Here is a 23,826-nt window from a genome sequence, read left to right on the forward strand (position 1 = left end):
ACTCCTTAAAGATCAATGGAGGCAATGGATATTTATTATCGTGTAATATACTTTAACCAAAGTTTACCTAGTGGCTTTCGATGATTCATGTATCTTATGTTGGTTGCTTTTCCTATGCGCAATGCAACGAAAAAATAATTTATCAATCATTATAGTTGTCATTTTCTTGAATGGGATTTGCCAGTCAAGTTGAATGGATAGAGGCGCTCAATTCGACTGGCAGTATATTTTATGGTAAAGCATTTATTGTTTTTATGTTAAAGAGACGAAATGGATCGCCATTTATTTAGAGCATGACGTACTTTGGCGTGCTTATCTTCGGTGAAATTGTAGCGGGTCATGATAATCACCCGTAATATGCTACCCAATATCGGCACAAGTGATATACAGATAAATAGTCCGTCCATCGTAGCCTGAGTCTGTGCCGCATTCGGTTGATAGCCAAGCCAGATCAGCAGGGTACCGGAAATACCACCTGCGATGGCCCAAGCCAGTTTGCCGGTAAAGGTCTGCCCCGAGAAAGCGATGGCAGCGCAACGGCGGCCAGACTTTAGTTCTGCATATTCGATGGTCTCACTCAACATGGCGGAGATAAGCGGATTGGTGATGACGTTGGCCGCATGGATCAAGGCGAGGAAGCTGAACACCATTATCAGATTGTCGTAGCCTGTCGTATAGAAACCGATGCGTAATGCAATCTCCAGCAGAGTGAGTAGTAGGAAGAGATCACGTTTCCTGAGCTTGCTGGTCAATATCGGCATCAGCATACAGGCCATAGAGGTTGCTACACCGATAGAGCCCATCACCGAGAGCAGCCCGGCATCACCCATGTTGTAGGTGAAGAAGAAAATGTAGAGCCCGGTGGCCAGATTAAAGAACACGTTACAGAAGAAGGCGCCAAGTACATACGCCAACGGTTTGTTGGAACGCAGGACGCGGAAAGAGTCCCTAATGGTGATCTTGTCATTCGGATTGGGCCTGATGCGCTCTTTCATCTGGCTTGCTCCGAGCACCATCAGCGGCAGGGCGATCAGCATCAGGCAGATGGCACCTTCCATGTAGCCCTTGGTGCTGCTGGTTGCAGCAAACAGTTCGGTGAGCTTCGGGAATATAATGGAAGCACTGCCAATGCCGATATTGACGCCCAACATGGCGACGGTTACGGCCTTGGCTCGCTCCTGTGGCTCTTGGCTCATGACCGATGACATGGTCCAGAAAGGTACATCAGACAAGGTGTATATCATCCCCCACGCGATATAGGTGACTGCTGCATAAGCTACCTTGGTGGTCATGGGTAAATCCATGCCAATGAAGCTGAGAGAGGTGATCCCGGCAATCAAGAAGGGAACGAAAAGCATATATGGTGTGAATTTGCCACGTTTGAAATTAAGAGTGTCCATATAACCAGCGATAATAGGATCGTTGATGGCATCCCATACTCTGGCAATGAGGAAAATAGCCCCAGCTGCAGCGGGCGATATTCCAAGGATATCGGTGTAAAAATAGAGGATAAATGATCCCATCAGGCCGAAACTGAGGCATTGCCCGACGGCATAGCTGAAATATCCCACCAGCTCTCTATTGTGTATCTTTTGATCTGTCATCTGCCAACCTTTCCCAACATGAATGTGTTGTGAGGGGCGCCACTAGGGTGGCGTCCTCTTTTGCGTTATGAACGGGTCAATGTGTGGAGCAGTTCTATTTCACTGGCAGAGTAGGGGGTACCATCCTCCTCCAGCAGGTCGTGAAACCAGACACTGCGGAAATCGGGGTCGATATTGCGAACGAAAGGCCATGGCAGGTGAGTTTGCGTCTTCCCTTTTACCAGACCCCATTGATAGGCACCTATTTTTAACTCTTTGAAGAGTGGTAGTTGTTGTTCCATCACGCTGCCGACATGCCTGGCCAGCCACTCTGTGCAGAGGAGCGGGCGGCGATATTTGCTGACCACATCCAGAGAGATTTTCAGCCCCTCCATACGCTGATAGGAGTGGAAAGTGATGACATCCGATAGCTCCATAGCGCGCAGGTCGGTCGGATGAGTAAAGGTGTTTTCCGGAGTAAATTCCGAATCCCCCTGACCGATGCTGTAGGGTGCATGCCACGCGCCGACGGTGAGTGGCTGGGAGGGGTTCTCTTCTCGGGCCCAGACAAAAGCCAACTCCATCAGATAGTGGGCATATGTCTCCAGCGACTCATCGAAACGCACCTCGACATCGCCTTTCGAAAAGATGCCCCGGTTGGTCGGCTCGTTGTACAGATCCCAGATAAAGATCCGCTCATCCTGTGCAAATGTACGTATCAGGTCGCGAATATAGTGTTCCACTTCGCGCCATTGGGTCGGGTCAATGACGACATTCCGACCGGGACTGGCCGCCGCTTGGCTATTGTGTACATCTTCCCGAGGTGGTTGCTGGCAGCCCAGATAGGGGTGATCACCGGAGAAGCCGCAGTCATCCATCAAGGTCATCATCACGCGGATATTGTGCTTGCTACACAGGCCAAGGAACTGCCCAATGCGCACGAGCAGGCCATCCCGATCATGCAGCCAGACGATAAAGGGCAGATTGGTTCGCAGGGTGTTGTAGCCCAGTTTGTTGGCCCAGCCCAGTTCCTGGTCAATGGTGGCTGGGTCGAAGGTTTCTCCCTGCCACATTTCGGTCCAGTTGACCGCTGTGCGGGGGAGATAGTTGAAGCCCAATAGCCAAGGTTGTTTGTTCCACCATTGCCAAGCTCGTTCTGTTGACCACTGTTGTATCGCCATCGGATATCCTTGCAACTAATCATTTAAACTTAAATCAATTAATATTAGCTAATATAATTAGTTGCAAATCATGAAGGATAGAATTCAGGGATTAGTCACAAAATGAACAAATTTATGGGGTTAACAGGCATGGCTGGCGAGCCATCTGTACTCGGGACGATTACCGAAACCCCTCTATCGTCCTTGCGGGCTGTTGTGCTGCTTGCTCATGTCCGTAATCATGAGTCATGATAAAAGATAAATAATTAATATTATTATCTGGGCGGTACTGCTCAAACTATGGCCATATCAATGAATAGTAAACGCATCACCATGAGCGCTATCGCTGCAGCTGCAGGTGTCTCCCAATCAACGGTTTCACTGGTGCTCAATGGTTCAACCACCATCAAACTGGCGGAGGAAACGCGGCGTAGAGTGCTTGAAAAAGCGGCCGAACTGGGTTACCAGCATAAGCGAGCTGAACATCTACCCAAGGGACCATCTGCTAGAAAAATAGCTTTTGTTTTCAATGGTCTGACTCCATACGACCCTTTTCTGGATGCGATCAATGCCTGCAATGAACGCGCTTGGGAGGCAGATCGCATGCTGGTTACATTCGATTATCGCAACAGCTCGGAGCTCACCAAGTTGATCGAGCAGGAGATCAATCAGGGGGATTATCTGGGGATGATTTTTGCCTCTTCCATGACACGACAACTTGCCGAGATGGAACTCTCCCCGCAGGTGCCTACCGTTTTGCTCAACTGCTACCTGGAGGGCAGTGGCTCGTCCGAGAGTTATTCCATCCTGCCTGCCGATAAGCTGGCGGGTTACAAGGTGACGGCGCACCTGTTGGAGCAAGGCTGCAAACGAGTGGCTCTTATTCAGGGGGAGCCATGGATGGAGGCAAATAGTCTGCGGCTGGAGGGGTATCGTCAGGCGTTGATCAACCACGATTTGATACCGGATCCACAATGGGTGCGCGTGGGCAACTGGTCGCTACATGAGGCTTATGAACAGACTCGGCAACTGCTGGCGCTGCCTCAGCCGCCTGATGGTATCTTCTGTTGCAGTGATTACATGGCTCAGGGTTGTTACCAGGCGATAGCCGAGGCGGGATTGCGCATCCCGGAAGACATTCTGGTGGCGGGCCATGATAACCAGATGCTGGCCTGCGAAATGGAGCCCCCTTTGAGTTCTATCGAACTACCTTACGACGAGATGGGTAAACTGGCGGTGGACACCTTGTTGCAACTGGCCCAAGGAGAGAAGCCCATCGCTTTACTGATGAAGCTGGAAGGGGAGTTGCTGATCCGTGCCTCGACTAGGGGTAAGCCAGTTAACAAAATTTGATCCTCTCTCGATGACCTGTTGCGTAGTGGTTCCTTATGCCACAGGGCGTGCCGATATGTTCCCGTCATGCCTGCCAAGTTGTGTGGTTGGCGGTAAGAATGTAAAGCACATAATGGGTACTCAATGACTTCACCCGACACGAGCAGGTCAACGTCACTCTGAAATCCATACACCCATCAGCACTGCACGCGGTGGCTGATATCGTAACGATGCCAAGCCGTAGCATGCTTCTTTATTGGTTGTGTTGAATAAGCCGGGCGGGAGAGATGCGACAAAGGGGCGCCTTGACGCGCCCCTTCAGTGGGTCAAGCCATAACCGGAATGAGCCGATAACGGGTTATGTGCTGATAGCGTTCTCCTGGCTCCAACCATGGGTTACCTAATTTTGGACGGTTCGGACTATCTGGCACTTGCTGTGCTTCCAGGCAGAGCCCCTGATAGTTGCCCCAATGTCCCCCCCCGCGTTTTGGGGTGCCAGCCAACCAGTTGCCGGTGTAGAGCTGGACGCCTGGCTGATTGGTGTACATCTCCATACACAGGCTGCCATCCCCTGCCATCAGGGTGGCTTGTGGTGAGGGCGAGGCATCAACAAACAAGAAACAGTGGTCGAATCCCAGACATTTTTTTTGCTGCGCATGGGCCATCCACTGTTTTCCGACCCGCTTGCCATGGCGTAGATCGAATACTCCTTCGACCGGCGCAATACCAAGCGGCAGCGAGTGTTCATCGGTTGGCAGATAGCGGTCTGCATTAATGATGATGTGGTGATCACGCACATCACCACCATCTAGGTTGAAATAGGCATGGCTGGTGAGATTGACCGGGGTCGGAGCATCTGTGGTTGCGCTCAGCTCGATCACCAGATCGGTCTGCTCCAGCCGGTATTCTACGGTGACGTCCAGATTACCAGGGAAACCCTGTTCGTCATCGGCCAGCCGAGTTTGCAGACGGATGCGATCTTCCGCCAGCCCGTCCAGTTGCCACTCCCGGTTGTGCAGAGAGTCACTGCCCCCGTGCAGGCAGGTGGTGCCCTCGTTGGCATCTAGTTGCCACTCTTGCCCTGCTCGCTCTAGGCGGGCGTTGCCGATACGATTGGCAAAGCGTCCTACTATCGCCCCTAAATAAGAGCGTTGATTGGGGTAATCCAGCGGATCACAAGCCAGCAGCACATTGCGATAGGTGCCATTGACCGGGATCTCGAGGGCGGTGAGCGTAGCCCCGAAATCGAGTACGCTCAACCGCAGGCCGGTTGCATTCTGCAGATGGAACTCTTTCATGCGATGCCCCCTGCACCGGCGCTGGCAGAGCAGACGTAGCAGTCGGCCTTGAGGCCCGAGATGGCCGGATACTCCGCCTCGACGGCGGCAATCACCTCGGCCACTTTCTCCGGGCGCAGCAGGGCGACCACGCAGCCGCCGAAGCCGCCACCGGTCATCCGCACGCCACCATCTGTGCCGATCCTGGCCTTGATGATCTCCACCAGACCGTCGATGGCGGGCACTGTGATCTCGAAGTCATCGCGCATGGCGGCGTGCGACTGGGCCATCAGCTCGCCGAGACGGGTCAGATCGTGGCTCGCCAGTGCATCGGCGGCCGCCAGAGTGCGGGCATTTTCCCCAACGATGTGGCGGGCACGACGATAGCAAGCATCATCCAGCCCGGCCTTGCGCGCTTCCAGTCCGGCCAGATCGAGGTCGCGCAGCGCCTTGACTCCGTAGTGACGGGCGGCCGCTTCGCACTGCTGGCGACGGGTGTTGTATTCGCTGTCCACCAGACCGCGGCGCACATTGGAGTTGACGATCAGCACCGCCAGATCCGCCGGCATGGGGATGAGGCGGGTCTCCAGCGAGCGACAGTCGAGCAGCAGGGCGTGGTCGGTTTTGCCGCTGGCGGAGATCATCTGATCCATGATGCCGCAGTTGCAGCCGACGAACTTGTTCTCCGCCTGCTGGCCGTTGAGAGCGATCTCGGCCTGGCTGATGTCGAGCCCCAGCGCCTCTTTGAAGGCCTGACCGATGGCCACTTCCAGCGAGGCAGAGGAGGAGAGCCCCGCCCCCTGCGGCACGTTGCCGGAGACCACCAGATCGAGGCCGCGCAGGGCATAACCGCGCTCCTGCAGATACTTCACCACGCCGCGGATGTAGTCGCTCCAGCGCTGGCTGGGGTGGTGTTCAATGGGCTGGTCGAGGTCGAACTGGTCGCGCTGGTTGTCGTAGTCGGCGGCGATCACCTGCACTTGCCGGTCATCGCGCAGGCCGATGGCGACGCAGGTCTCGTAGTCGATGGCGCAGGGCAACACGAAGCCGTCGTTGTAGTCGGTATGTTCACCGATGAGGTTGACGCGGCCGGGGGCGCGCACCAGCAGATCGGGCGCTTTGGCAAATTGCTCGGCAAAAACGGTGCTGACGCGTTGGCTGGGGGTCATAGGGCCTCCTCATTGGTGTGGCTGGTCTGGGTGTAGTGAACGGGGCTCAGGGCTCGCAGCCGCTCGGCAGCCTGCTCGGGGGTAAGGTCGCGCTGGGTTTCGGCCAGCATCTCGAAGCCGACCATGAATTTGCGCACGGTGGCGGAGCGCAGCAGTGGCGGATAGAAGTGGGCGTGCAGTTGCCACGCCTCGGGGCAATCCGATTTGGGCGGTGCAAAGTGCCAGCCCATGGAGTAGGGGAAGCTGCACTCGAACAGGTTGTCGTAACGGCTGGTGAGCTCCTTGAGCGCTACCGCCAGATCCTGTTGCTGGGCCTGGGTCAGGTTGAGCATGGAGGGGACGTGCGCCTTGGGCAGTAGCAGGGTTTCGAACGGCCAGGCGGCCCAGAAAGGAACCACGGCAAGCCAGTGCTCGGTCTCCACCACGATGCGCGAGCGATCCGCCAACTCCCGCTCCACATACTCCAGCAGCATGGGGCGGCCATGCTCGGCCAGCCAGTCACGCTGGTGCTGCTCTTCGCGGGCGATCTCGTTGGGCAGGAAGTCGCTGCCCCAGATCTGGCCGTGGGGGTGAGGGTTGGAGCAGCCCATGACGGCCCCTTTGTTTTCAAAGACCTGCACCCACCCCCACTGGGCCGACAGCTCGGCGACCTGATCCATCCAGGTGGTGATCACCCCCTCGATGGCGAGCAGCGGCAGCTCGGGCAGGGTCTTGCCGTGATCCGGCGAGAAGCAGATGACCCGGCTGGTGCCGCGGGCGGCTTCCAGTTTCAGCAGGGGATCGCTGGCGCTATCGGCGGCCGGGGTATCCTGCATCAGAGCGGCGAAGTCGTTGGTAAAGACGAAGGTGCCCTTGTAATCGGGGTTGATGTCGCCGGTAACCCGGGTGTTGCCCGCGCAGAGGAAGCAGTCGGGATCGTGGGCCTGTTTGGGGGCCTGACTCACCTTCTCCACCTGTCCCTGCCAGGGGCGTTTGGCCCGATGGGGGGAGACCAGCACATACTGGCCGGTCAGCGGGTTGAAGCGGCGATGGGGATGATCGACGGGGTTGAACATCATCTCTCCTGAATAAGGTATTGAAAAATATGGTCATCTATTAACAGGGAGCAGGCAGGCCTACTCCTCGTAACCGTTCGGATTGGCGGATTGCCAGCGCCAGCTGTCGGCGCACATGGCGTCGATGTTGCGGGTCGCCCGCCAGCCCAGCTCGCGCTCGGCCTTGGCCGGATCGGCCCAGCAGGCGGCGATGTCGCCCAGGCGGCGCGGTTCGATGCGAAATGGCAACGGCTTGCCACAGGCGGCGGAGAAAGCGGCGACCAGCTGCAACACGCTCTGGCCCTCGCCTGTGCCCAGGTTGTAGGTGTGCACGCCACCCTTGCCGGCGCAGTGTTGCAGCGCCTTGACGTGCCCCTCGGCGAGATCCATCACGTGGATGTAGTCGCGCACACCGGTGCCGTCCGGGGTGGGGTAATCGTTTCCAAAGACAGACAGGCAGTCGCGACGGCCAATGGCGACCTGGGTGATATAGGGCATCAGATTGTTGGGAATGCCTTGGGGATCTTCCCCCATGGTGCCCGACTCGTGGGCGCCGACTGGATTGAAGTAACGCAGCAGGGTCATGCTCCAGTGCGGCTCGGCCAGCTGCAGATCCTCGAGGATCTCCTCGATGATCAGTTTGGATCGACCGTAGGGGTTGGTAGCGCTGCGGGGGAAATTCTCACGGATCGGCAGATTGGCGGGATCGCCGTAGACGGTCGCCGAGGAGCTGAACACCAGATTGTGCACCCCGGCCCGTTTCATCGCCTGCAGCAGGGTGAGGGTGCCGCCGAGGTTGTTCTCGTAGTAATCCAGTGGAATGCGGGTCGACTCGCCGACCGCCTTGAGGGCGGCAAAGTGGATCACTGCATCGATCTGTTGCTCGGCGAAGATCCGGTCCAGCAGGGCGGCATCGCGAATATCTCCTTGATAGAAAACGGGTTGTTGGCCGCTGATGGCGGCGACTCTGGCCAGCACGCTGCGCTTGCTGTTGCCGAGGTTGTCGACCACCACGGGATTCATGTCTGCCGCTTGCAGGGCCAGACAGGTGTGGCTGCCGATATATCCGCAACCGCCGGTGACCAGAACGTTCATCTTGCTCTCCACTGAAAAAGTGTCTGGAAGCAGTCTAGCCGAGGGTGTGGCGACCAAACTGTGAGCTTGCTTGCAAAACAGTGTAAACGATTACACTGTTTTTGTGATCATCCTGACGGCAGATATGCGTTTCACCCCTGTTTTCAATGGGTTTGCTGGGTATAATGGCGCTCTATTGCACAGTGAAATAAGTGAAAACAGTATGAGCACCATCAAGGATGTCGCCCGTTTGGCCAATGTGTCAGTGGCAACGGTTTCACGGGTGATGAACAACTCCCCCAAGGCCAGCGCCGCGTCTCGCGAAGTGGTGCAGAAGGCCATGGCCGAACTGGGCTATACCCCCAACGCCAACGCGCGGGCACTGGTGAGCCAGACTTGCGACACCATGGGGGTGGTGGTCGGTGATGTAGCCGATCCCTTCTTCGGTGCACTGGTGAAGGGGGTCTCCGGCATCGCCGTCGAGCAGAACCTTCACCTGCTGATGGGTAACGGTTTTCACAAGGCACGTCAGGAGCGTGAGGCGATCGAGCTGCTGATCGGCAAGCGCTGCGAGGCGCTGGTGGTGCACAGCAAGGCGCTGAGCGACGAGGAACTGTACGATTACGCCATGCGGGTGCCCGGTATGGTGCTGATCAACCGCGATATTCCGGCCCTCAAGGGGCGCTGCATCGCCCTCAACAACCGGTTGGGTGCGGCTACGGCGACTCGCCACCTGATCGAACTGGGTCACCGCCATATCGCCTTTATCAGCTCGGATCACGCTATCGAGGATGCCACCTTGCGTTTGCAGGGTTATCAGGATGGGCTGATGGAGGCGGGTCTGGCAGCCGATCCCGAGCTTATCGAGAGCGGCACGCCGAACGAGGAGGGGGGGGAGCGTGCCATGCTCAACCTGCTGGCCAAGGGGCTCAAGGTGACCGCCGTGGTGGCCTATAACGATGCCATGGCGGCTGGCGCCATCTCTGTGCTGGCGGACAACGGCCTGCGAGTGCCGGAGGAGGTCTCGGTGGTGGGCTTCGATGACATCATCTATGCCAGATATTTGCGCCCCAAGCTCTCCACCATGCGCTATCCCATCGAGCTGATGGCGGCCCAGGCGGCCAAGCTGGCCATTCAGCTGGCGGCGGGGGAGAGTGACGCGACCCAGAGCCGGATCTATACCCCCACCCTGATCAATCGCCACTCGGTGGCACCGGTTCGGGCCGGATAGCCCCCTTTTGCGGCCCTGTTCGGGGCCATTTCTTGCACAGTTATTGTTTTACCTATTTTTAATCATTTTTACTCCGCTTTACTTAACAAAATTAGTGTAATCGTTTACATCTGTGTGAGCGAGATCGCCGTTCCCTGCGTCATACTTCTCTAGACTGAATACGTTTTCCAATCAGCAGGGAGAGAGTGAATGCTCAGGGAGATAGTGGCGCGTCAGGATTGGCAGACTCAGGCTATTACGTCGGTAAACCGGCTGGCAGCCCATACCCCCATGTTCAGCTGGCGCAGCGAAGCGGATGCCAGGGGTGATCTGGCCTCTTCCTCCCGTCTCTTGCTCGATGGCGAGTGGCGCTTCTCCTTCTTTGCCGCTCCCGAATTGGTGCCCGAGAGCTGGCTGGCGCAGGATCTGGTGGATGCTTGCCCCATTACCGTGCCGGGTAACTGGCAGCTGGATGCCGCCTATCCGGCTGCGCGGCCGCTCACCGATGGCCCCATCTACACCAATATCAAGTACCCCTTTCCCTGCGATCCGCCCCGGGTGCCGGCAGAGAACCCCACCGGTTGCTACTCCCGCGAGTTCGAATTGCCCGCCGACTGGCTGGCAAGCGGCCAGAGCCGGATCATCTTCGACGGGGTTAGCAGTGCCTTCCACCTCTTCTGCAACGGCCGCTGGGTAGGTTACTCCCAGGACAGCCGGCTGCCCGCCGAATTCGATCTGACCCCATATCTGCAGAGCGGTCGCAACCGGTTGGCGGTGCTGGTGCTGCGCTGGTCCGACGGCTCCTATCTGGAAGATCAGGATATGTGGTGGCTGTCGGGGATCTTCCGCTCCGTCAGCCTGCTGCACAAACCGTCCCGCCATCTGATGGATATCCGGGTGACCCCCGAGCTGGATGCCTGCTATCGGGATGGTCGTCTCAAGATTGCCCTGCAAGTCGCCAATGGGGCTGGGCTGTCGGTAGAGGCCAATCTCTATGACGGTGGCGAGCGGGTCGCGACCCTGCGCCAGCCGATCGGTACCCAAGCCATTGATGAAAAAGGGGCGTATGACGATCGCGCCGAGTTCTGGCTCGATGTGGCTGCGCCGCGCAAGTGGAGCGCCGAGACGCCCCATCTCTATCGCCTTACACTGACCCTGCTCGACGAGCAGGGCCAGGCCATCGAGAGCGAAGCCTATGATGTGGGCTTTCGGGTGGTGGAGATCCGTGGCGGCCTGCTGCGGGTCAACGGTCAGCCGCTGCTTGTTCGCGGTGCCAACCGTCATGAACACCATCCCGCCAAGGGTTATGCCATCGATCGCGCCACCATGGAGCGGGATCTGCTGCTGATGAAGCGCCACAACTTCAATGCGGTGCGCTGCTCTCACTATCCCAACCACCCCGACTTCTATCGCCTTTGTGATCGGCTCGGTCTCTATGTGGTGGACGAGGCGAATCTGGAGACCCACGGCATGACCCCCATGGGGCGGCTGGCGCGGGATCCCGCCTGGAGCAACGCTTTTCTGGAGCGGGCGACCCGCATGGTGGCACGGGATTTCAACCACCCCTCCATCATCATCTGGTCGCTGGGCAACGAGTCGGGTTACGGCCCGGCCCACGATGCCATGTATGGCTGGATCAAGCGCAGCGACCCGAGCCGTCCGGTGCAGTACGAGGGGGGAGGGGCCGATACTCCGGCGACCGACATTATCTGTCCCATGTATGCCAGAACCCATCAGGATCAGCCTTTCCCGGCGGTGCCCAAGTGGGCGCTGGCCAAGTGGATCGGCCTGCCGGAAGAGACCCGGCCGTTGATCCTCTGCGAATATGCCCACGCCATGGGCAACAGTCTGGGGGGTTACGCCCACTACTGGCAGGCGTTTCGCGATCATCCACGTCTGCAAGGCGGGTTTGTCTGGGATTGGGTCGATCAGGGGCTCGACAAATACACCGCCGATGGTCGCCACTACTGGGGCTATGGCGGCGACTTCGGTGATGTGCAAAACGATCGCCAGTTCTGCTGCAACGGTCTGCTGTTCCCTGATCGCACCCCCCATCCCGCCCTGTGCGAGGCGAAGCGCGCCCAACAGCCGTTCCGCTTCACTCTGCTTGAGCACACCCCGCTGCGGGTGAGGATCGAGAGCGAATACCTGTTTCGGGAAACCGACAACGAGCGGCTTTGCTGGCAGCTGTGCGAGAACGGCCATGTGCAGCAGCAGGGGGAGGTTTCCCTTGAGCTGGCGCCACAGGGGGTGATCGAGTTGACTCTGAGCGAGGCGTTGCCCCCCTTTGCGGCAGGCTCACTGGCCTGGCTCGATCTGGCCATCGTTCAGCCGCAGGTCACCCTCTGGTCGCAGGCGGATCACAAGGTCGCCCGTCAGCAGTTCACCCTGCCGACCCCCCTTGCTCTGCCTGCGCCAGTCGCGGCCGCCACCCTGAGCGAACAGTCGGATGGCTGGCGGATCACTGCCGCAAACAGCCAGTGGCGGCTCGACAAGCTGAGCGGCCGCATCACCAGTTGGCAAAAATCGGGGCAGGAGCAGTTGCTGGCGCCGATCATGGATCACTTCTACCGGGCGCCGCTCGACAACGACATCGGCACCAGCGAAGCGGATCACGCCGACCCCAACTCCTGGATTGCTCGCTGGCAGGGCTGTGGCCTCGGTCAGTGGCAGCACCGCTGTCTGGGGATCGCGGTCGCCGGAGGGGATATCCGGGTCAGCCATGGCTACTTCCACCGTGATGAGCTGCTGCTGGTGAGTCACTGGCATCATCACTTTACCGACGATGGCGCCATGAGCCTCGAGATAGAGACCGAGCTGGCACAGGTGCTGCCGTCGCTGCCGCGGATCGGCCTGCTGCTTCATCTGGCCGAGGTACCGGCGCGAGCCGAATGGCTGGGGCGTGGGCCGCACGAGAACTATCCGGATCGCCTGCTGGGCGCCGATCTTGGGCGCTGGAGTTTGCCGCTGGAGGCAATGCACACCTCTTACATCTTCCCGAGCGACAACGGCTTGCGCTGCGATACCCGCCAGTTGCAGCTGGGTAGCACGACAGTAAACGGCTGCTTCCATTTCAGTGCCAGCCGCTTCAGTCAGCAACAGCTCGCCGCTGCTCGTCACCAGAGCGATCTGGTGGCCGAAGCAGGGCTGTGGGTCTGTCTCGATGGCGCCCACATGGGGGTGGGCGGGGATGACTCCTGGAGTCAGAGCGTGCGTCCCGAGTATCAACTGCTTGAGCGCCGTTACCGTTGGAGCTGCACTCTCCGTTAAGCCAGCTATTGAAGCGACTGTCGAGCCAGTGCGCCATTTTGACAACAGACCAGTAACGACTAGCCTCAATGCTGTGGGAAAGATTGAGTCTCAAGTCTGATTTTTATTTATATGTATTTGAAAAATAAAAACAAAGTTTCAATGTAACAGAGTGTAAACGTTTTCATTTTGTCGTCATGATCACAGAAGAAATGACAACAAACTGATTACATTGATTGGCGCTTGCTCAATTGCTCGCCACCCTACAACACAGATAGACACATCGGAGCACACATAATGAAAAAACTGACCACAGTTGCCGCCCTGCTGATGGGCATGATGGCTGGAGCCAATGCCCAGGCTGACACCCGTATCGGGGTAACCGTCTACAAGTACGACGACAACTTCATGGCGGTCGTGCGCAAGGCCATCGAGAAGGAGGCAGCAGCCACTCCGGGGGTGGAACTGCTGATGAACGACTCCCAGAACGACCAGTCCAAGCAGAACGACCAGATCGACGTGCTGCTGGCCAAAGGGGTGAAGGCGCTGGCCATCAACCTGGTAGACCCGGCTGCGGCACCGGTGGTGATTGAGAAAGCCCGTGGCGAAGATATCCCGGTGGTCTTCTACAACAAGGAGCCGAGCGCTACCGATCTGGCCAGCTACGACAAGGCCTACTACGTGGGTACCGACTCCAAGGAGTCAGGGATCATCCAGGGTCAGCTGATTGCCAAACACTGGAAAGCCCATCCGGAGTGGGATCTGAACAAGGATGGCGTGATCCAGTTCGTACTGCTGAAAGGGGAGCCGGGCCACCCGGATGCCGAAGCGCGCACCTCCTACGTGGTCAAGACCCTGAACGATGGTGGCGTCAAGACTGAACAACTGCACATGGATACCGGTATGTGGGATACCGCCATGGCGAAAGACAAGATGGACGCCTGGATCTCCGGCCCCAACGCCAACAAGATCGAAGTGGTCATCGCCAACAACGACGGCATGGCAATGGGTGCAGTCGAGTCACTGAAAGCACAGGGTAAGACTGCCATTCCGGTATTCGGCGTCGATGCGCTGCCGGAAGCGTTGGCCATGGTCAAGAGCGGTGCCATGGCGGGTACCGTGCTGAACGATGCGGCCAACCAGGCCAAAGCCACCTTCGAGCTGACCAAGAACCTGGCTGAAGGCAAACCGGCCGGTGAAGGCACCAAGTGGAATATCGTCGACAAGGTAGTACGTGTTGCCTACGTCGGTGTGGATAAAGACAACCTGTCCCAATTCGAGTAATTCCCTCCTCCAGGGCAAGGGAGATCCCCTTGCCCTTTTTTCAACCAGATGTGATGGCTGATATGACAACACAGCAACAATCAGAATGGCTGTTGGAGATGATTGACGTCAGTAAGAGCTTTCCTGGCGTCAAGGCACTCGATAATGTCAATTTACGGGTCCGTCCTCATTCTGTGCATGCGTTGATGGGCGAGAACGGAGCGGGAAAATCCACACTGCTCAAGTGCCTGTTCGGCATTTACGAGAAGGATCAGGGCAAGATCTTCTTCAAGGGGCAGGAGATCAACTTCACCTCCTCCAAAGAGGCGCTGGAAAATGGCGTCTCCATGGTGCATCAGGAGCTCAACCTGGTGTTGCAGCGTACCGTGATGGACAACATGTGGCTCGGCCGCTACCCCACCAAGGGGTGGTTTATCGACCACGGCAAGATGTATGACGACACCAAGCGCATCTTCGATGAGCTGGATATCGACATCGACCCCAAGGTGAAGGTCGCGACCCTGTCGGTCTCCCAGATGCAGATGATCGAGATCGCCAAGGCGTTCTCCTACGACGCCAAGATCGTCATCATGGACGAACCCACCTCCTCCCTGACCGAGAAAGAGGTGAACCACCTCTTCAAGATCATCAACAAGTTGAAGGAGAAGGGGTGCGGCATCGTCTACATCTCTCACAAGATGGAGGAGATCTTCCAGCTCTGTGACGAGATCACCATATTGCGGGATGGCCAGTGGGTGGCAACCCAACCGCTCAAGGGCATGACCATGGATCAGATCATCGGCATGATGGTCGGCCGTGAACTGACCCAGCGTTTCCCGGAAAAGACCAACCAGCCGAAAGAGGTGATCCTCGAGATCGAACACCTGACGGCGAAGAACCAGCCCTCCATTCAGGACATCACCTTCAACCTGCACAAGGGGGAGATCCTCGGCATCGCCGGACTGGTGGGGGCCAAGCGCACCGACATCGTCGAGACCCTGTTCGGCATTCGTGATCGCAGTCAGGGCAGCATCAAGCTGCACGGCAAAGAGGTGGCCAACCACAACGCCCACGAAGCGATCCGCAACGGCTTTGCGCTGGTGACGGAAGAGCGCCGCTCCACCGGTATCTACTCGCGGCTCGATATCGCCTTCAACTCCCTGATCGCCAACATGGACAGCTACAAGGGCTCCATGGGGCTGCTCAGCGACAACAAGATGAAGAGCGATACCCAGTGGGTGATCGACTCCATGCGGGTCAAGACGCCGACCCAGCAGACCCAGATCGGTTCCCTCTCCGGGGGCAACCAGCAGAAGGTGATCATCGGTCGCTGGCTGCTGACCCAGCCGGAGATCCTGATGCTCGACGAGCCCACCCGCGGCATCGACGTCGGGGCCAAGTTCGAGATCTACCAGCTCATCCTGGAGCTGGCGAAGAAGGACAAGGGGATCATCATCATCTCGTCAGAGATGCCGGAATTGCTGGGGATCACCGACCGCATCATGGTGATGAGCAATGGCCGGGTCGCCGGGATCGTCAATACCAAAGAAACTGACCAGAGCGAGATACTGCGCCTGGCATCTCTGTACCTCTAGAGACAGGAAGACATTTATGGAGTCGGCTAAAAATTTCAATCTGATGCAGGCGCTCAAGGAAAACGCCATCTATCTGGTGCTGCTGGTGCTGCTCATGGTCATCGTGATCCAGGAGCCCTCCTTCCTGAGCCTCACCAACTTCAGCAACATCCTGACCCAGTCCTCGGTGCGGGTCATCATAGCGCTGGGGGTGGCGGGCATCATTATCACCCAGGGGACGGATCTCTCGGCCGGTCGTCAGGTCGGTCTGGCGGCACTCATCGCGGCAACCATGTTGCAGGCGCTGACCAACGTCAACAAGGTGTTCCCGACATTGGGAGAGGTGCCCATTCCGGCGGTGATCCTGCTGGTGTGTGTGGTAGGTGCCCTGATTGGTCTGGTCAACGGTCTCATTGTGGCCTACCTGAACGTAACCCCCTTCATTACCACCCTGGGCACCATGATCATCGTCTACGGTATCAACTCCCTCTACTTCGACTCGGTGGGTGCTTCGCCGGTGGCCGGGTTTGACCCCCGCTTCTCCAGCTTCGCCCAGGGGTTTATCCGGATCGGCGGCTTCAAGCTCTCGTACCTCACCTTCTACGCGGCCATCGCCAGCGTCTTTGTCTGGGTGCTGTGGAACAAGACCCGCTTTGGCAAAAACATCTTCGCCATCGGTGGCAACCCCGAGGCGGCCAAGGTCTCCGGCGTCAACGTGGCGGTCAATCTGGTGATGATCTATGCGCTGGCGGGGGTCTTCTACGCCTTTGGCGGTATGCTGGAAGCGGGCCGGATCGGTAGCGCCACCAACAACCTCGGCTTCATGTACGAGCTCGATGCCATCGCTGCGTGCGTGGTGGGCGGCGTGTCGTTTGCCGGCGGGGTGGGAACGGTCGCGGGTGTGATTACCGGCGTACTTATCTTCACCCTGATCAACTATGGCTTGACCTATATCGGCGTCAGCCCTTACTGGCAGTTCATCATCAAGGGCGGCATCATCATTCTGGCGGTGGCCCTGGACTCCATGAAGTACGCCAAGAAGAAATAACGATTGGCAGGGAGGGTTGGCGTTGTCAGCCCTCTCTTCTGGAGGGAACCCATGCCATTCAAGGTCAAGATTTACCTCTTGCTGCTACTGGCCATTCTGGTCACCATCGGCACCGCCGGGCTCAGTGTGAATCACTTCATCAGTGGCTACATTCGCACTCAGGCCACCCACAACATCACCGAGCAGATCACTCTGGTCAAAGAGAAGCTGGCCAGCGACATCAATCAGAAAATCCTGTTGGCCGCCAACCTCAACTTCGGGGTGACCAACGTCAAGAAGACCCTGCAAGAGACCGGCTTTCACAACATCGTCAAGGTGATCGGCGACATGGCCTTCGACGTGAACGGGGTCATCAACGACAGCGCCAAAGTCGATGCCCTGCGCAAGCTGATCCCCGCCGCCAACAACCAGATCACCGTCAGCCCGCTGCAACAGGTGGATGGCAAGCCGGTCATCACCATTCTGGTGCCGCGCGGCGCCGATTCCGCCTATCTCTACTACCTCGATATGAGCGAGTTCAAAAGCCTGCTGGAGAAGATGAGTGGCGATGGCCGCTACTTCTCGCTGGCCGACAGTCAGGGTAACAGCCTCTATGACAGCAAGCCGCAGGGGGAGAGCGAAGCGCGCCCCAACCAGCTGGATATTCGCGGCAGCAGCTGGACGCTGACCGGCTACATCGATCTTGACTACATCAGGGCCATGACCCGGGCTCTCAACGGCCAGATCATCATGGCGCTGTGCGGCGTGGCTATCGTGGTGATGGTGCTGGCGATGCTGGCGCTCAATGTGGCATATCGCCCCATCCTCTCGTTGCGGGATCTGGTGCTGGAGCTCTCTCGCGGCAGCGGCGATCTCACCCGCCGGCTGGCGGTGACCAGCAAGGATGACCTTGGCCAGATCTCGGCCGGCATCAACCGCTTTATCGAGCGGCTGCAGGAGATGATGGGGGAGGTGCGGCAGGCGAGCGGCCAGCTCAACAGCGGCATCGAGGGGCTGGCCAGTCAGACCGGCGCCGCCCAGTCCCTGCTGGCGGATCATGTACGCGAGACTGAGCAGGTGGTGACCGCCATCAACGAGATGAGCCGCACCGCGGTCTCCGTCTCCGAGAGTGCGGCCAGCACCGCCCAGCTCACCGGTCAGAGCCAGCAGCTGGCGAGCCAGTCCCGTCAGGTGGTGGATCAGGCGATGGCCAGCGTGATGGCGCTGGTGGACGAAGTGGAAGCCACTGCCCGCTCCATCGAAGCGATGCAGCAGGATGTGCAGCAGATTGGCTCAGTGCTCGGGGTGATCGGCAGCATTGCTGAACAGACCAACCTGCTGGCCCTCAACGCCGCCATCGAGGCGGCCCGCGCTGGTGAACAGGGGCGTGGCTTTGCGGTGGTGGCGGACGAGGTGCGTTCCCTCGCAGCCCGTACCCAGCAGAGCACAGCCGAGATCCAGACCATGCTGGCCAGTCTGCAGCGGGGCACTCAAACGGTGGTGGATGCCATGGGCAACACCAAGCAGAGCTGTCAGGGGGCGGCCGAGAACACTACCAGGGTCAACGAGTCGCTGGATCTGATGGCTGGGGAAGTGGTGGAGATCAACGATCTCATCAGCCATATCGCCACGGCGGCGGAGCAGCAGAGTGCGGTGGCCGAAGAGATCAACCGCAACATGAGCGCCATCGCCGAAGTGATCCGCCAGCTGACCCACAATGGCGAAGCGACGGTCGCCAGCTCTGCGGCAATGCAGCAGACTTACGACCGGCTGCGGGAGATCGTGGGTCACTTCCGGCTGGAGTGAGGCCGGTGTTCCGTCAATAACAAAACAGGGCCATCCGGCCCTGTTGTTGTTTCCCTGTCTGCCTGAATCAACCAGCTTTGCGGCGCAGATAGACCCCGGCTTCCATGTGATGGGTCCAGGGGAACTGGTCGAACAGGGCGAAACGGGCGATCTCGTGGGTCTCGCCCAGAACTGCCATGTTGGCCTGCAGGGTATCTGGGTTGCAGGAGATGTAGAGGATGTTGTCGTACTCCTGCACCAGCTTGACGGTGGCATCATCGAGACCGGCGCGGGGCGGGTCGACGAAGATGGTGTTGCACTGGTAGCTCTTGAGATCGACCCCCTTGAGGCGGTTGAACTCCCGCTCGCCACGCATCGCCATGGTGAACTCCTCTGCCGACATGCGCAGGATGATCAGGTTGTCGACGCCGTTGGCGGCGATGTTGAACTGGGCGGAGTCGACGCTCGGCTTGGCGATCTCGGTGGCCAGCACCTTGCGGAAGTTCTGCGCCAGCGCGATGGAGAAGTTGCCGTTGCCGCAATAGAGCTCCAGCAGGTCCCCTTCGCTCCCCTTGGTCACATCCAGCGCCCAGGCCAGCATCTGCTCGTTGATGGCGGCGTTGGGCTGGGTGAAGCTGTTCTCCACCTGTTTGTAGGTGAGCTGGCGACCCGCCACGTTGAGCTGTTCGATGACGAAGTCATCCCCCAGACAGATCTTCTGCTTGTGGGCGCGGCCAATCAGCTGTAGCTCGAACCCCTTGGCGCGCAGATCGGCCTGCAGCGCTTCGGCGGCTTGTTGCCACTCTGCTTCCAGCTTGCGGTGATAGAGCAGGCTGACAATGATCTGGCCGGACTGGGTGGAGAGGTAGTCGATCTGGAACAGCTTGCGGCGCAGCACCGGGTGTGGGCGCAGCCCCTCCAGCAGCAGCGGCATCAACTGGTTGATGAGGCGGCTGGCGGTGGGGAAGTGGTCTATCTTGATGATCTCTTTGGTCGCCGGGGCATACATGCAGTGGAAGAGGTCATCCCCTTCGTGCCAGATGCGAAATTCGGCGCGCATCCGGTAGTACTCCGCCGGCGAGCTGTGCACTTCCAGCGCCGGGAGGGTGAAGCCGGCAAACAGCTCGGTGAGGCGAGCGCGCTTTTCGTCGAGTTGGGCCTGATAGTCGGCCGCGGTTCTAGGCGCCGGAGCGTTCGCGGAAGGCTGTTGGGATTGGGTCATAAATACCTCACATGCACACCGGCCGGGCCGGGTCGAAATCGGGGGAAGGCAACAGGCCACCCAAAGGGGCCCGATTTTAAAAGCCAGCCGCAGATTGTCCAGTATTTTGTGGTCAAGAAGTGTTCAGTCAGGCCGATAGCTGATCTACAGGCATGGTGGGAGGACACATTATGCAGATCGAAGGCGTGGGCGCAGCCCAACCCAAGGGAGTGGGTGTTTCTCCCAAATCGCCCCAACAGGCGGAGCAGAAACAGGTCAAGAGCGAGGAGGCGGTCTCCTTGCACAAGCCGCCCAAGTGGGCGCAGGTGCTGATCCAGCAGGCATTGCAGTTCTCGCTGGAGATCAACGGCCAGGGCTATCAGGCTCCGAAGGTGAAAGAACCCGAGGAGATCACCCCTGAGACCCTGTTCGACTTCCAGTCGGTGGCGGACAACGTGCTGCAGTTCGTGACCGGACGGCTCGGTGCCGCGCGGGCCGATGGCAAATCCGACGACGACCTGACCGGGATGATGGAGCAGGCCCGCAAGGGGGTCGACAAGGGCTTTGACGAGGCGAAGAAGCAGCTCGGCAAGTGGGTGACTGACAACGACGATATCAAAACCGGTATCGATCAGAGCTACAAGCTGATCCAGAAAGGGCTCGAGGAGTTCGAGAAGGAGTTCTTCGGCAAGGTTTCCCCGACCGACATGGGACAGGCCGAGATGGCCAGTCGCCAGCAGGGTTATCTGGAGATCCAGACCAAGGATGGCGACAAGGTGGTGCTGCGCTTCAACGACAGCTGGCAGACCAAGTCCCAGACCAGCGAGAGCGGCAGCCAGTTCAGCCTCAAATCGAGCCAGAGCTTCAGCTTCTCGCTGGAGGGAGATCTCAGCAGCGACGAGATGGAGTCCATCGGTAAGCTGGTCAAGGGGATCGACGAGCTGGCGGGGAGCTTCTTCTCCGGCAATTTCGAGGATCTGCTGGACAAGGCGGGCGAGCTGAAACTGGATGACAGCCAGTTGGCCTCCTACTCTCTCAAGCTCAAACAGAGCGTCAAGCTGAGCCAGACCTATCAGGGGGCGCACTCCCTGCAGGATCTGATCAAGCCGTTTGCCGACTACCTGCCCAAGCTGGATCAGGTGCAGAAACAGGCGGATAGCCTACTGCCCCCAGCCCAACAACAGGCATTGACCCCGGCCGTGCTGGCCGCGAGAGGAGAAGAGGAACCGGTGCAGGTCGATCGCTTCACCAGCTTCAACCAGCGGATGCTGGAGGCGCTGCGGATGATCAACCAGTTCCAGCCGTCTACCGAGCCCACCAGTAAGAACGCCTGAGCCACAGCGCGTTACGCAAGTAATGACCTGCCGTTTGCCAGCCCTTCCCGGGGCTGGCAAACTGGCCTTTTCTCCAATCCGGTTGCCCCATGAACCCCAAGAAGCCAAGAGACAAGCGCGAGCTCTGCTACCCCTTTATCTTCGAAACCTCGCTCAAATGTGATTTTGAAATCGCCACCGACGAGCTCTGTTGTCAGGTCGGGGCCGTGCTGTCACACCTTGCGCCGGATGCCGATACCGAGCCCATGCTGGCGGATCTCGCGGCGTTGCAGCGACTTATCTACAACCTAAACGGCTCGGTACGCGGCAAGCTGGGGATCTTCGATGCAGATCTTGAGTGGCTCAAGGCCCGTTACGACCACTACAACGAGGCGAGTCGCGGCAGCGTCACCGGTTTCGTGCTGCCGCAGGGGCCGCAGCCCATCCCCACCCTCCATCTGTGCCGCTGTGGCAGCAAGAAGGTGGTGCGGCTGCTGGTCAGGCTGGAAGAGAGCGAGGTGGCCTTCGATCCCATTCTCTATCGCTTCGCCAACCTGCTGGCCAACTTCTTCTTCGTGCTCACCGTCTACCTCAAGCAGCGCTGGCAGGTGCCGGAAGTGCCCTACGTCAGCATCAACTACTGATGGCGGCAGGCAAGGGGCCAGACGTCATGGTGGATTGAATGGAATAAAAAACCGGAGCCTTGGGCTCCGGTTTTGTTTTTCAGCGCGTCAGTTGCCCGCTCAGCTGGAGATCAGCACCCGGGCCGAGTTGGCAGGGATGGTGAGCTGCACCTCGCCCTGCACCACTTCAAACTTCTCGCCGTTGAATGCGTCGGTGAAGCGGCTGGCGGGGCTGGCGGTTTGCCACAGGGGCAGGCTGATGGTGCGCGGCTCGCTCGGGTGACGGTTGCAGGCCACTACCACCTGATCGCTTTGCAGGGTACGGGCGAACACATAGCTGTGGGGCCCGGCGTAGAGGGTCTGGATATCGCCACGGCGCAGAGAGGGGCGCTGGCGGCGGATCTGGATCAGCCGACGATAGTGGTCGTGCAGCACGTGATCCCAGTCTGTGGTATCCCACGGGAAGCAGCGGCGGCAGTCTGGGTCGTTGCCGCCGGAGAGCCCCACTTCATCGCCGTAGTAGATGGACGGCACACCGATATAGGTGAGCAGCAGGGTGGCGGCCAGCTGCATCCGCTGTTTGTCCTCTCCCAGCAGGTGGAGGAAACGGGCGGTATCGTGGCTGTCCAGCAGGTTGAACTGGGCCAGCTGGTTCTTGAACGGGATGTGGGCCCGCGCCAGCTTGAGCCAGCGATCCAGCTCTTCGGCGCTGATCTTGATGGGGTGGTAGGCGATATCCTGCCCCGCAAGGAAGGCGCGGATCGGGTGGGCGAAGCCATAGTAGTTCATGGCGCCATCCTCCTGATCTCCTTGTAGCCACTGGCTCGCCTCGAAGAAGTGTTCGCCGAGCACATAGGCGTCCGGATTCTCCTGCTTCACCGCCCCGCGAATGGCGCGCACATGGCTGCGGTTGCCCTCGGCGGTGCCGCGCTCGCCCAGCATGTGGATGACGTCAAAGCGCCAGCCATCGATCTGGTAGGGGGCGCGCATCCAGTAACGGAGGATGGCGTCGTCGGCCCGATAGACGGCGTCTTGCACCTTCTCGCAGGAGAAGTCGAGCTTGGGCAGGCTGCGAATGCCCTTCCAGCTGACATAATCCCCTTCTTTGTCAAAGGTGTAGAAGCTGCGCCACGGGGAGTCCGGGTTGCTCTGGGCGCCCAGTGGCGGGCAGAACCAGGGGTGCTCGGTAGAGGTGTGGTTGACCACCGCATCGAGGATGATCTTCATGCCGCGCTGGTGCAGGTTGCGGGTCAGCTCGGCGAACTGTTCGTTGCTGCCGAGGTGGGCATCCACCTTGAAGTAGTCCTGTGTGTCGTACTTGTGGTTGCTCGGGGAATCGAAGATGGGGTTGAGGTAGAGCGCCGTCACCCCGAGAGATTGCAGGTAGTGGAGCTTGGCATCGATGCCTGCCAGGTCGCCGCCGTAAAATTCGCAGGCGCCGTGGCCCTCTTCGTGGCGACTGACCGGCTCGCCCCACGCCTTGCTGATCACCGCTTTGCCACGGTACTCGTACTCGTGATGCTTGACGCTCAGCGACGGGTCGCCGTTGCAGAAACGGTCGGGGAAGATCTGGTAGAACACCTGATCCTGCACCCAGGCCGGTGGCTGGTGCAGGCTGTTGAAGCGAAAATGCTGCTCCCGTGGCGGCATGGACGCGCTGACGCCCGCCCCGTGCAGCCACCACTGCTCCTCGTCGGTGAGGCACTTGAAGCTGTAGAGGTGGATATCCTGTCCCTTGATGAGCGGCAGGGTCGCCTGCCACACCTGCAGCCGATCGCGGGTGGAGACCGCTGTCATCGGGATCAGGTACTCCTCGTTATCCGGCTCGTGGCGTAGCCACACCTCGCGGATCGGCGCATCCAGCTCGCTAAAAAGGGTCAATTGCAGTGCGTCGGCGCTCTCTTTGAACCAGGGCGCCACCTGGGGATGAAACAGAAACGGATGGGTCATGA

General features: G+C 58.9%; 17 protein-coding genes. 9 read left to right on the plus strand and 8 right to left on the minus strand.

The window, feature by feature from the left end; all coding sequences use genetic code 11:
• Positions 1-257: 257 nt before the first annotated feature.
• Both ACB035_RS09795 and ACB035_RS09800 read right to left on the minus strand, forming a co-directional pair.
• Positions 258-1,604, minus strand: a complete 1,347-nt coding sequence (locus ACB035_RS09795; RefSeq protein ID WP_371167184.1) for an MFS transporter — start codon at positions 1,602-1,604, stop codon at positions 258-260.
• Positions 1,605-1,669: 65 nt separating this feature from the next.
• Positions 1,670-2,764 carry a 1,4-beta-xylanase gene (locus ACB035_RS09800; RefSeq protein ID WP_371167185.1) on the minus strand — a complete coding sequence of 365 codons (1,095 nt, stop codon included), beginning with the start codon at positions 2,762-2,764 and terminating at the stop codon, positions 1,670-1,672.
• 291 nt (positions 2,765-3,055) lie between these two features.
• Here ACB035_RS09800 and ACB035_RS09805 point away from each other — a divergent pair, with 291 nt between their 5' ends.
• The gene (locus ACB035_RS09805; protein WP_371167186.1) at positions 3,056-4,096 is read left to right on the plus strand and encodes a LacI family DNA-binding transcriptional regulator; all 1,041 of its coding nucleotides are present in this window, start codon (positions 3,056-3,058) and stop codon (positions 4,094-4,096) included.
• 305 nt (positions 4,097-4,401) lie between these two features.
• Here the strand turns inward: ACB035_RS09805 and ACB035_RS09810 are convergent, their stop codons facing one another.
• Genes ACB035_RS09810 through galE form a run of 4 tightly spaced genes read right to left on the minus strand, consistent with a single transcriptional unit; the run spans position 4,402 to position 8,650 of the window.
• Positions 4,402-5,373 (minus strand): aldose epimerase family protein, encoded by a 972-nt coding sequence (locus ACB035_RS09810; protein ID WP_371167187.1) that lies wholly within the window; start codon positions 5,371-5,373, stop codon positions 4,402-4,404.
• Positions 5,370-6,521: a galactokinase gene (galK, locus tag ACB035_RS09815; RefSeq protein ID WP_371167188.1), complete on the minus strand. Its 1,152-nt coding sequence runs from the start codon at positions 6,519-6,521 to the stop codon at positions 5,370-5,372. Before galK ends, ACB035_RS09810 begins: the two co-directional genes overlap by 4 nt.
• Entirely contained in the window at positions 6,518-7,576 is a 1,059-nt protein-coding gene (locus ACB035_RS09820) for a UDP-glucose--hexose-1-phosphate uridylyltransferase (RefSeq protein ID WP_219265146.1), read from the minus strand. The genes galK and ACB035_RS09820 overlap by 4 nt, the downstream gene beginning before the upstream one ends.
• Before the next feature lie 60 nt (positions 7,577-7,636).
• Positions 7,637-8,650 carry a UDP-glucose 4-epimerase GalE gene (galE, locus tag ACB035_RS09825; RefSeq protein ID WP_219265108.1) on the minus strand — a complete coding sequence of 338 codons (1,014 nt, stop codon included), beginning with the start codon at positions 8,648-8,650 and terminating at the stop codon, positions 7,637-7,639.
• 202 nt (positions 8,651-8,852) lie between these two features.
• Between galE and ACB035_RS09830 the strand changes: the two genes are divergently transcribed.
• From ACB035_RS09830 to ACB035_RS09855, 6 genes are all read left to right on the plus strand, one after another.
• Positions 8,853-9,860 (plus strand): substrate-binding domain-containing protein, encoded by a 1,008-nt coding sequence (locus ACB035_RS09830; protein ID WP_041915397.1) that lies wholly within the window; start codon positions 8,853-8,855, stop codon positions 9,858-9,860.
• A 189-nt stretch (positions 9,861-10,049) separates the two neighbouring features.
• The gene (locus tag ACB035_RS09835; protein ID WP_371167189.1) at positions 10,050-13,109 is read left to right on the plus strand and encodes a beta-galactosidase; all 3,060 of its coding nucleotides are present in this window, start codon (positions 10,050-10,052) and stop codon (positions 13,107-13,109) included.
• A 276-nt stretch (positions 13,110-13,385) separates the two neighbouring features.
• Positions 13,386-14,372, plus strand: a complete 987-nt coding sequence (gene mglB / locus ACB035_RS09840) for a galactose/glucose ABC transporter substrate-binding protein MglB (protein ID WP_005340747.1) — start codon at positions 13,386-13,388, stop codon at positions 14,370-14,372.
• Between the two features lie 53 nt (positions 14,373-14,425).
• A complete protein-coding gene (gene mglA, locus ACB035_RS09845) occupies positions 14,426-15,946 on the plus strand; it encodes a galactose/methyl galactoside ABC transporter ATP-binding protein MglA (protein ID WP_069527674.1) in 1,521 nt (506 codons plus the stop codon).
• A 16-nt stretch (positions 15,947-15,962) separates the two neighbouring features.
• Positions 15,963-16,973, plus strand: coding sequence for a galactose/methyl galactoside ABC transporter permease MglC (gene mglC, locus ACB035_RS09850; protein ID WP_005342585.1), 1,011 nt, complete (start codon positions 15,963-15,965; stop codon positions 16,971-16,973).
• 51 nt (positions 16,974-17,024) lie between these two features.
• Positions 17,025-18,758, plus strand: a complete 1,734-nt coding sequence (locus tag ACB035_RS09855) for a methyl-accepting chemotaxis protein (RefSeq protein WP_371167190.1) — start codon at positions 17,025-17,027, stop codon at positions 18,756-18,758.
• Between the two features lie 67 nt (positions 18,759-18,825).
• Here ACB035_RS09855 and trmA read toward each other — a convergent pair whose 3' ends face one another.
• A complete protein-coding gene (gene trmA / locus ACB035_RS09860; RefSeq protein WP_216949961.1) occupies positions 18,826-19,959 on the minus strand; it encodes a tRNA (uridine(54)-C5)-methyltransferase TrmA in 1,134 nt (377 codons plus the stop codon).
• 170 nt (positions 19,960-20,129) lie between these two features.
• Here trmA and ACB035_RS09865 point away from each other — a divergent pair, with 170 nt between their 5' ends.
• Both ACB035_RS09865 and ACB035_RS09870 read left to right on the plus strand, forming a co-directional pair.
• On the plus strand, positions 20,130-21,272 hold the full coding sequence (locus tag ACB035_RS09865; RefSeq protein WP_371167191.1) for a DUF5610 domain-containing protein: 1,143 nt from the start codon (positions 20,130-20,132) through the stop codon (positions 21,270-21,272).
• 89 nt (positions 21,273-21,361) lie between these two features.
• Positions 21,362-21,895 carry an ATP--cob(I)alamin adenosyltransferase gene (locus tag ACB035_RS09870; RefSeq protein ID WP_042081773.1) on the plus strand — a complete coding sequence of 178 codons (534 nt, stop codon included), beginning with the start codon at positions 21,362-21,364 and terminating at the stop codon, positions 21,893-21,895.
• Positions 21,896-21,994: 99 nt separating this feature from the next.
• Here ACB035_RS09870 and malZ read toward each other — a convergent pair whose 3' ends face one another.
• Positions 21,995-23,824 carry a maltodextrin glucosidase gene (gene malZ, locus ACB035_RS09875; protein ID WP_005356962.1) on the minus strand — a complete coding sequence of 610 codons (1,830 nt, stop codon included), beginning with the start codon at positions 23,822-23,824 and terminating at the stop codon, positions 21,995-21,997.
• Positions 23,825-23,826 lie beyond the last annotated feature (2 nt).

Origin of the sequence: Aeromonas sp. S12(2024), from assembly GCF_041402305.1 — a bacterium.
Lineage (GTDB): Bacteria > Pseudomonadota > Gammaproteobacteria > Enterobacterales > Aeromonadaceae > Aeromonas > Aeromonas veronii.

Bases quoted from the DNA above. Each gene is read 5' to 3' on its own strand.
- galE (WP_219265108.1), bottom strand. From the start codon at position 8,650: ATGAACGTTCTGGTCACCGGCGGTTGCGGATATATCGGCAGCCACACC.
- ACB035_RS09820 (WP_219265146.1), bottom strand. From the start codon at position 7,576: ATGTTCAACCCCGTCGATCATCCCCATCGCCGCTTCAACCCGCTGACC.
- ACB035_RS09800 (WP_371167185.1), bottom strand. From the start codon at position 2,764: ATGGCGATACAACAGTGGTCAACAGAACGAGCTTGGCAATGGTGGAAC.
- ACB035_RS09795 (WP_371167184.1), bottom strand. From the start codon at position 1,604: ATGACAGATCAAAAGATACACAATAGAGAGCTGGTGGGATATTTCAGC.
- mglA (WP_069527674.1), top strand. From the start codon at position 14,426: ATGGCTGATATGACAACACAGCAACAATCAGAATGGCTGTTGGAGATG.
- mglC (WP_005342585.1), top strand. From the start codon at position 15,963: ATGGAGTCGGCTAAAAATTTCAATCTGATGCAGGCGCTCAAGGAAAAC.
- ACB035_RS09870 (WP_042081773.1), top strand. From the start codon at position 21,362: ATGAACCCCAAGAAGCCAAGAGACAAGCGCGAGCTCTGCTACCCCTTT.
- ACB035_RS09835 (WP_371167189.1), top strand. From the start codon at position 10,050: ATGCTCAGGGAGATAGTGGCGCGTCAGGATTGGCAGACTCAGGCTATT.
- mglB (WP_005340747.1), top strand. From the start codon at position 13,386: ATGAAAAAACTGACCACAGTTGCCGCCCTGCTGATGGGCATGATGGCT.
- ACB035_RS09830 (WP_041915397.1), top strand. From the start codon at position 8,853: ATGAGCACCATCAAGGATGTCGCCCGTTTGGCCAATGTGTCAGTGGCA.
- ACB035_RS09855 (WP_371167190.1), top strand. From the start codon at position 17,025: ATGCCATTCAAGGTCAAGATTTACCTCTTGCTGCTACTGGCCATTCTG.
- trmA (WP_216949961.1), bottom strand. From the start codon at position 19,959: ATGACCCAATCCCAACAGCCTTCCGCGAACGCTCCGGCGCCTAGAACC.
- ACB035_RS09865 (WP_371167191.1), top strand. From the start codon at position 20,130: ATGCAGATCGAAGGCGTGGGCGCAGCCCAACCCAAGGGAGTGGGTGTT.
- malZ (WP_005356962.1), bottom strand. From the start codon at position 23,824: ATGACCCATCCGTTTCTGTTTCATCCCCAGGTGGCGCCCTGGTTCAAA.
- ACB035_RS09810 (WP_371167187.1), bottom strand. From the start codon at position 5,373: ATGAAAGAGTTCCATCTGCAGAATGCAACCGGCCTGCGGTTGAGCGTA.
- galK (WP_371167188.1), bottom strand. From the start codon at position 6,521: ATGACCCCCAGCCAACGCGTCAGCACCGTTTTTGCCGAGCAATTTGCC.
- ACB035_RS09805 (WP_371167186.1), top strand. From the start codon at position 3,056: ATGAATAGTAAACGCATCACCATGAGCGCTATCGCTGCAGCTGCAGGT.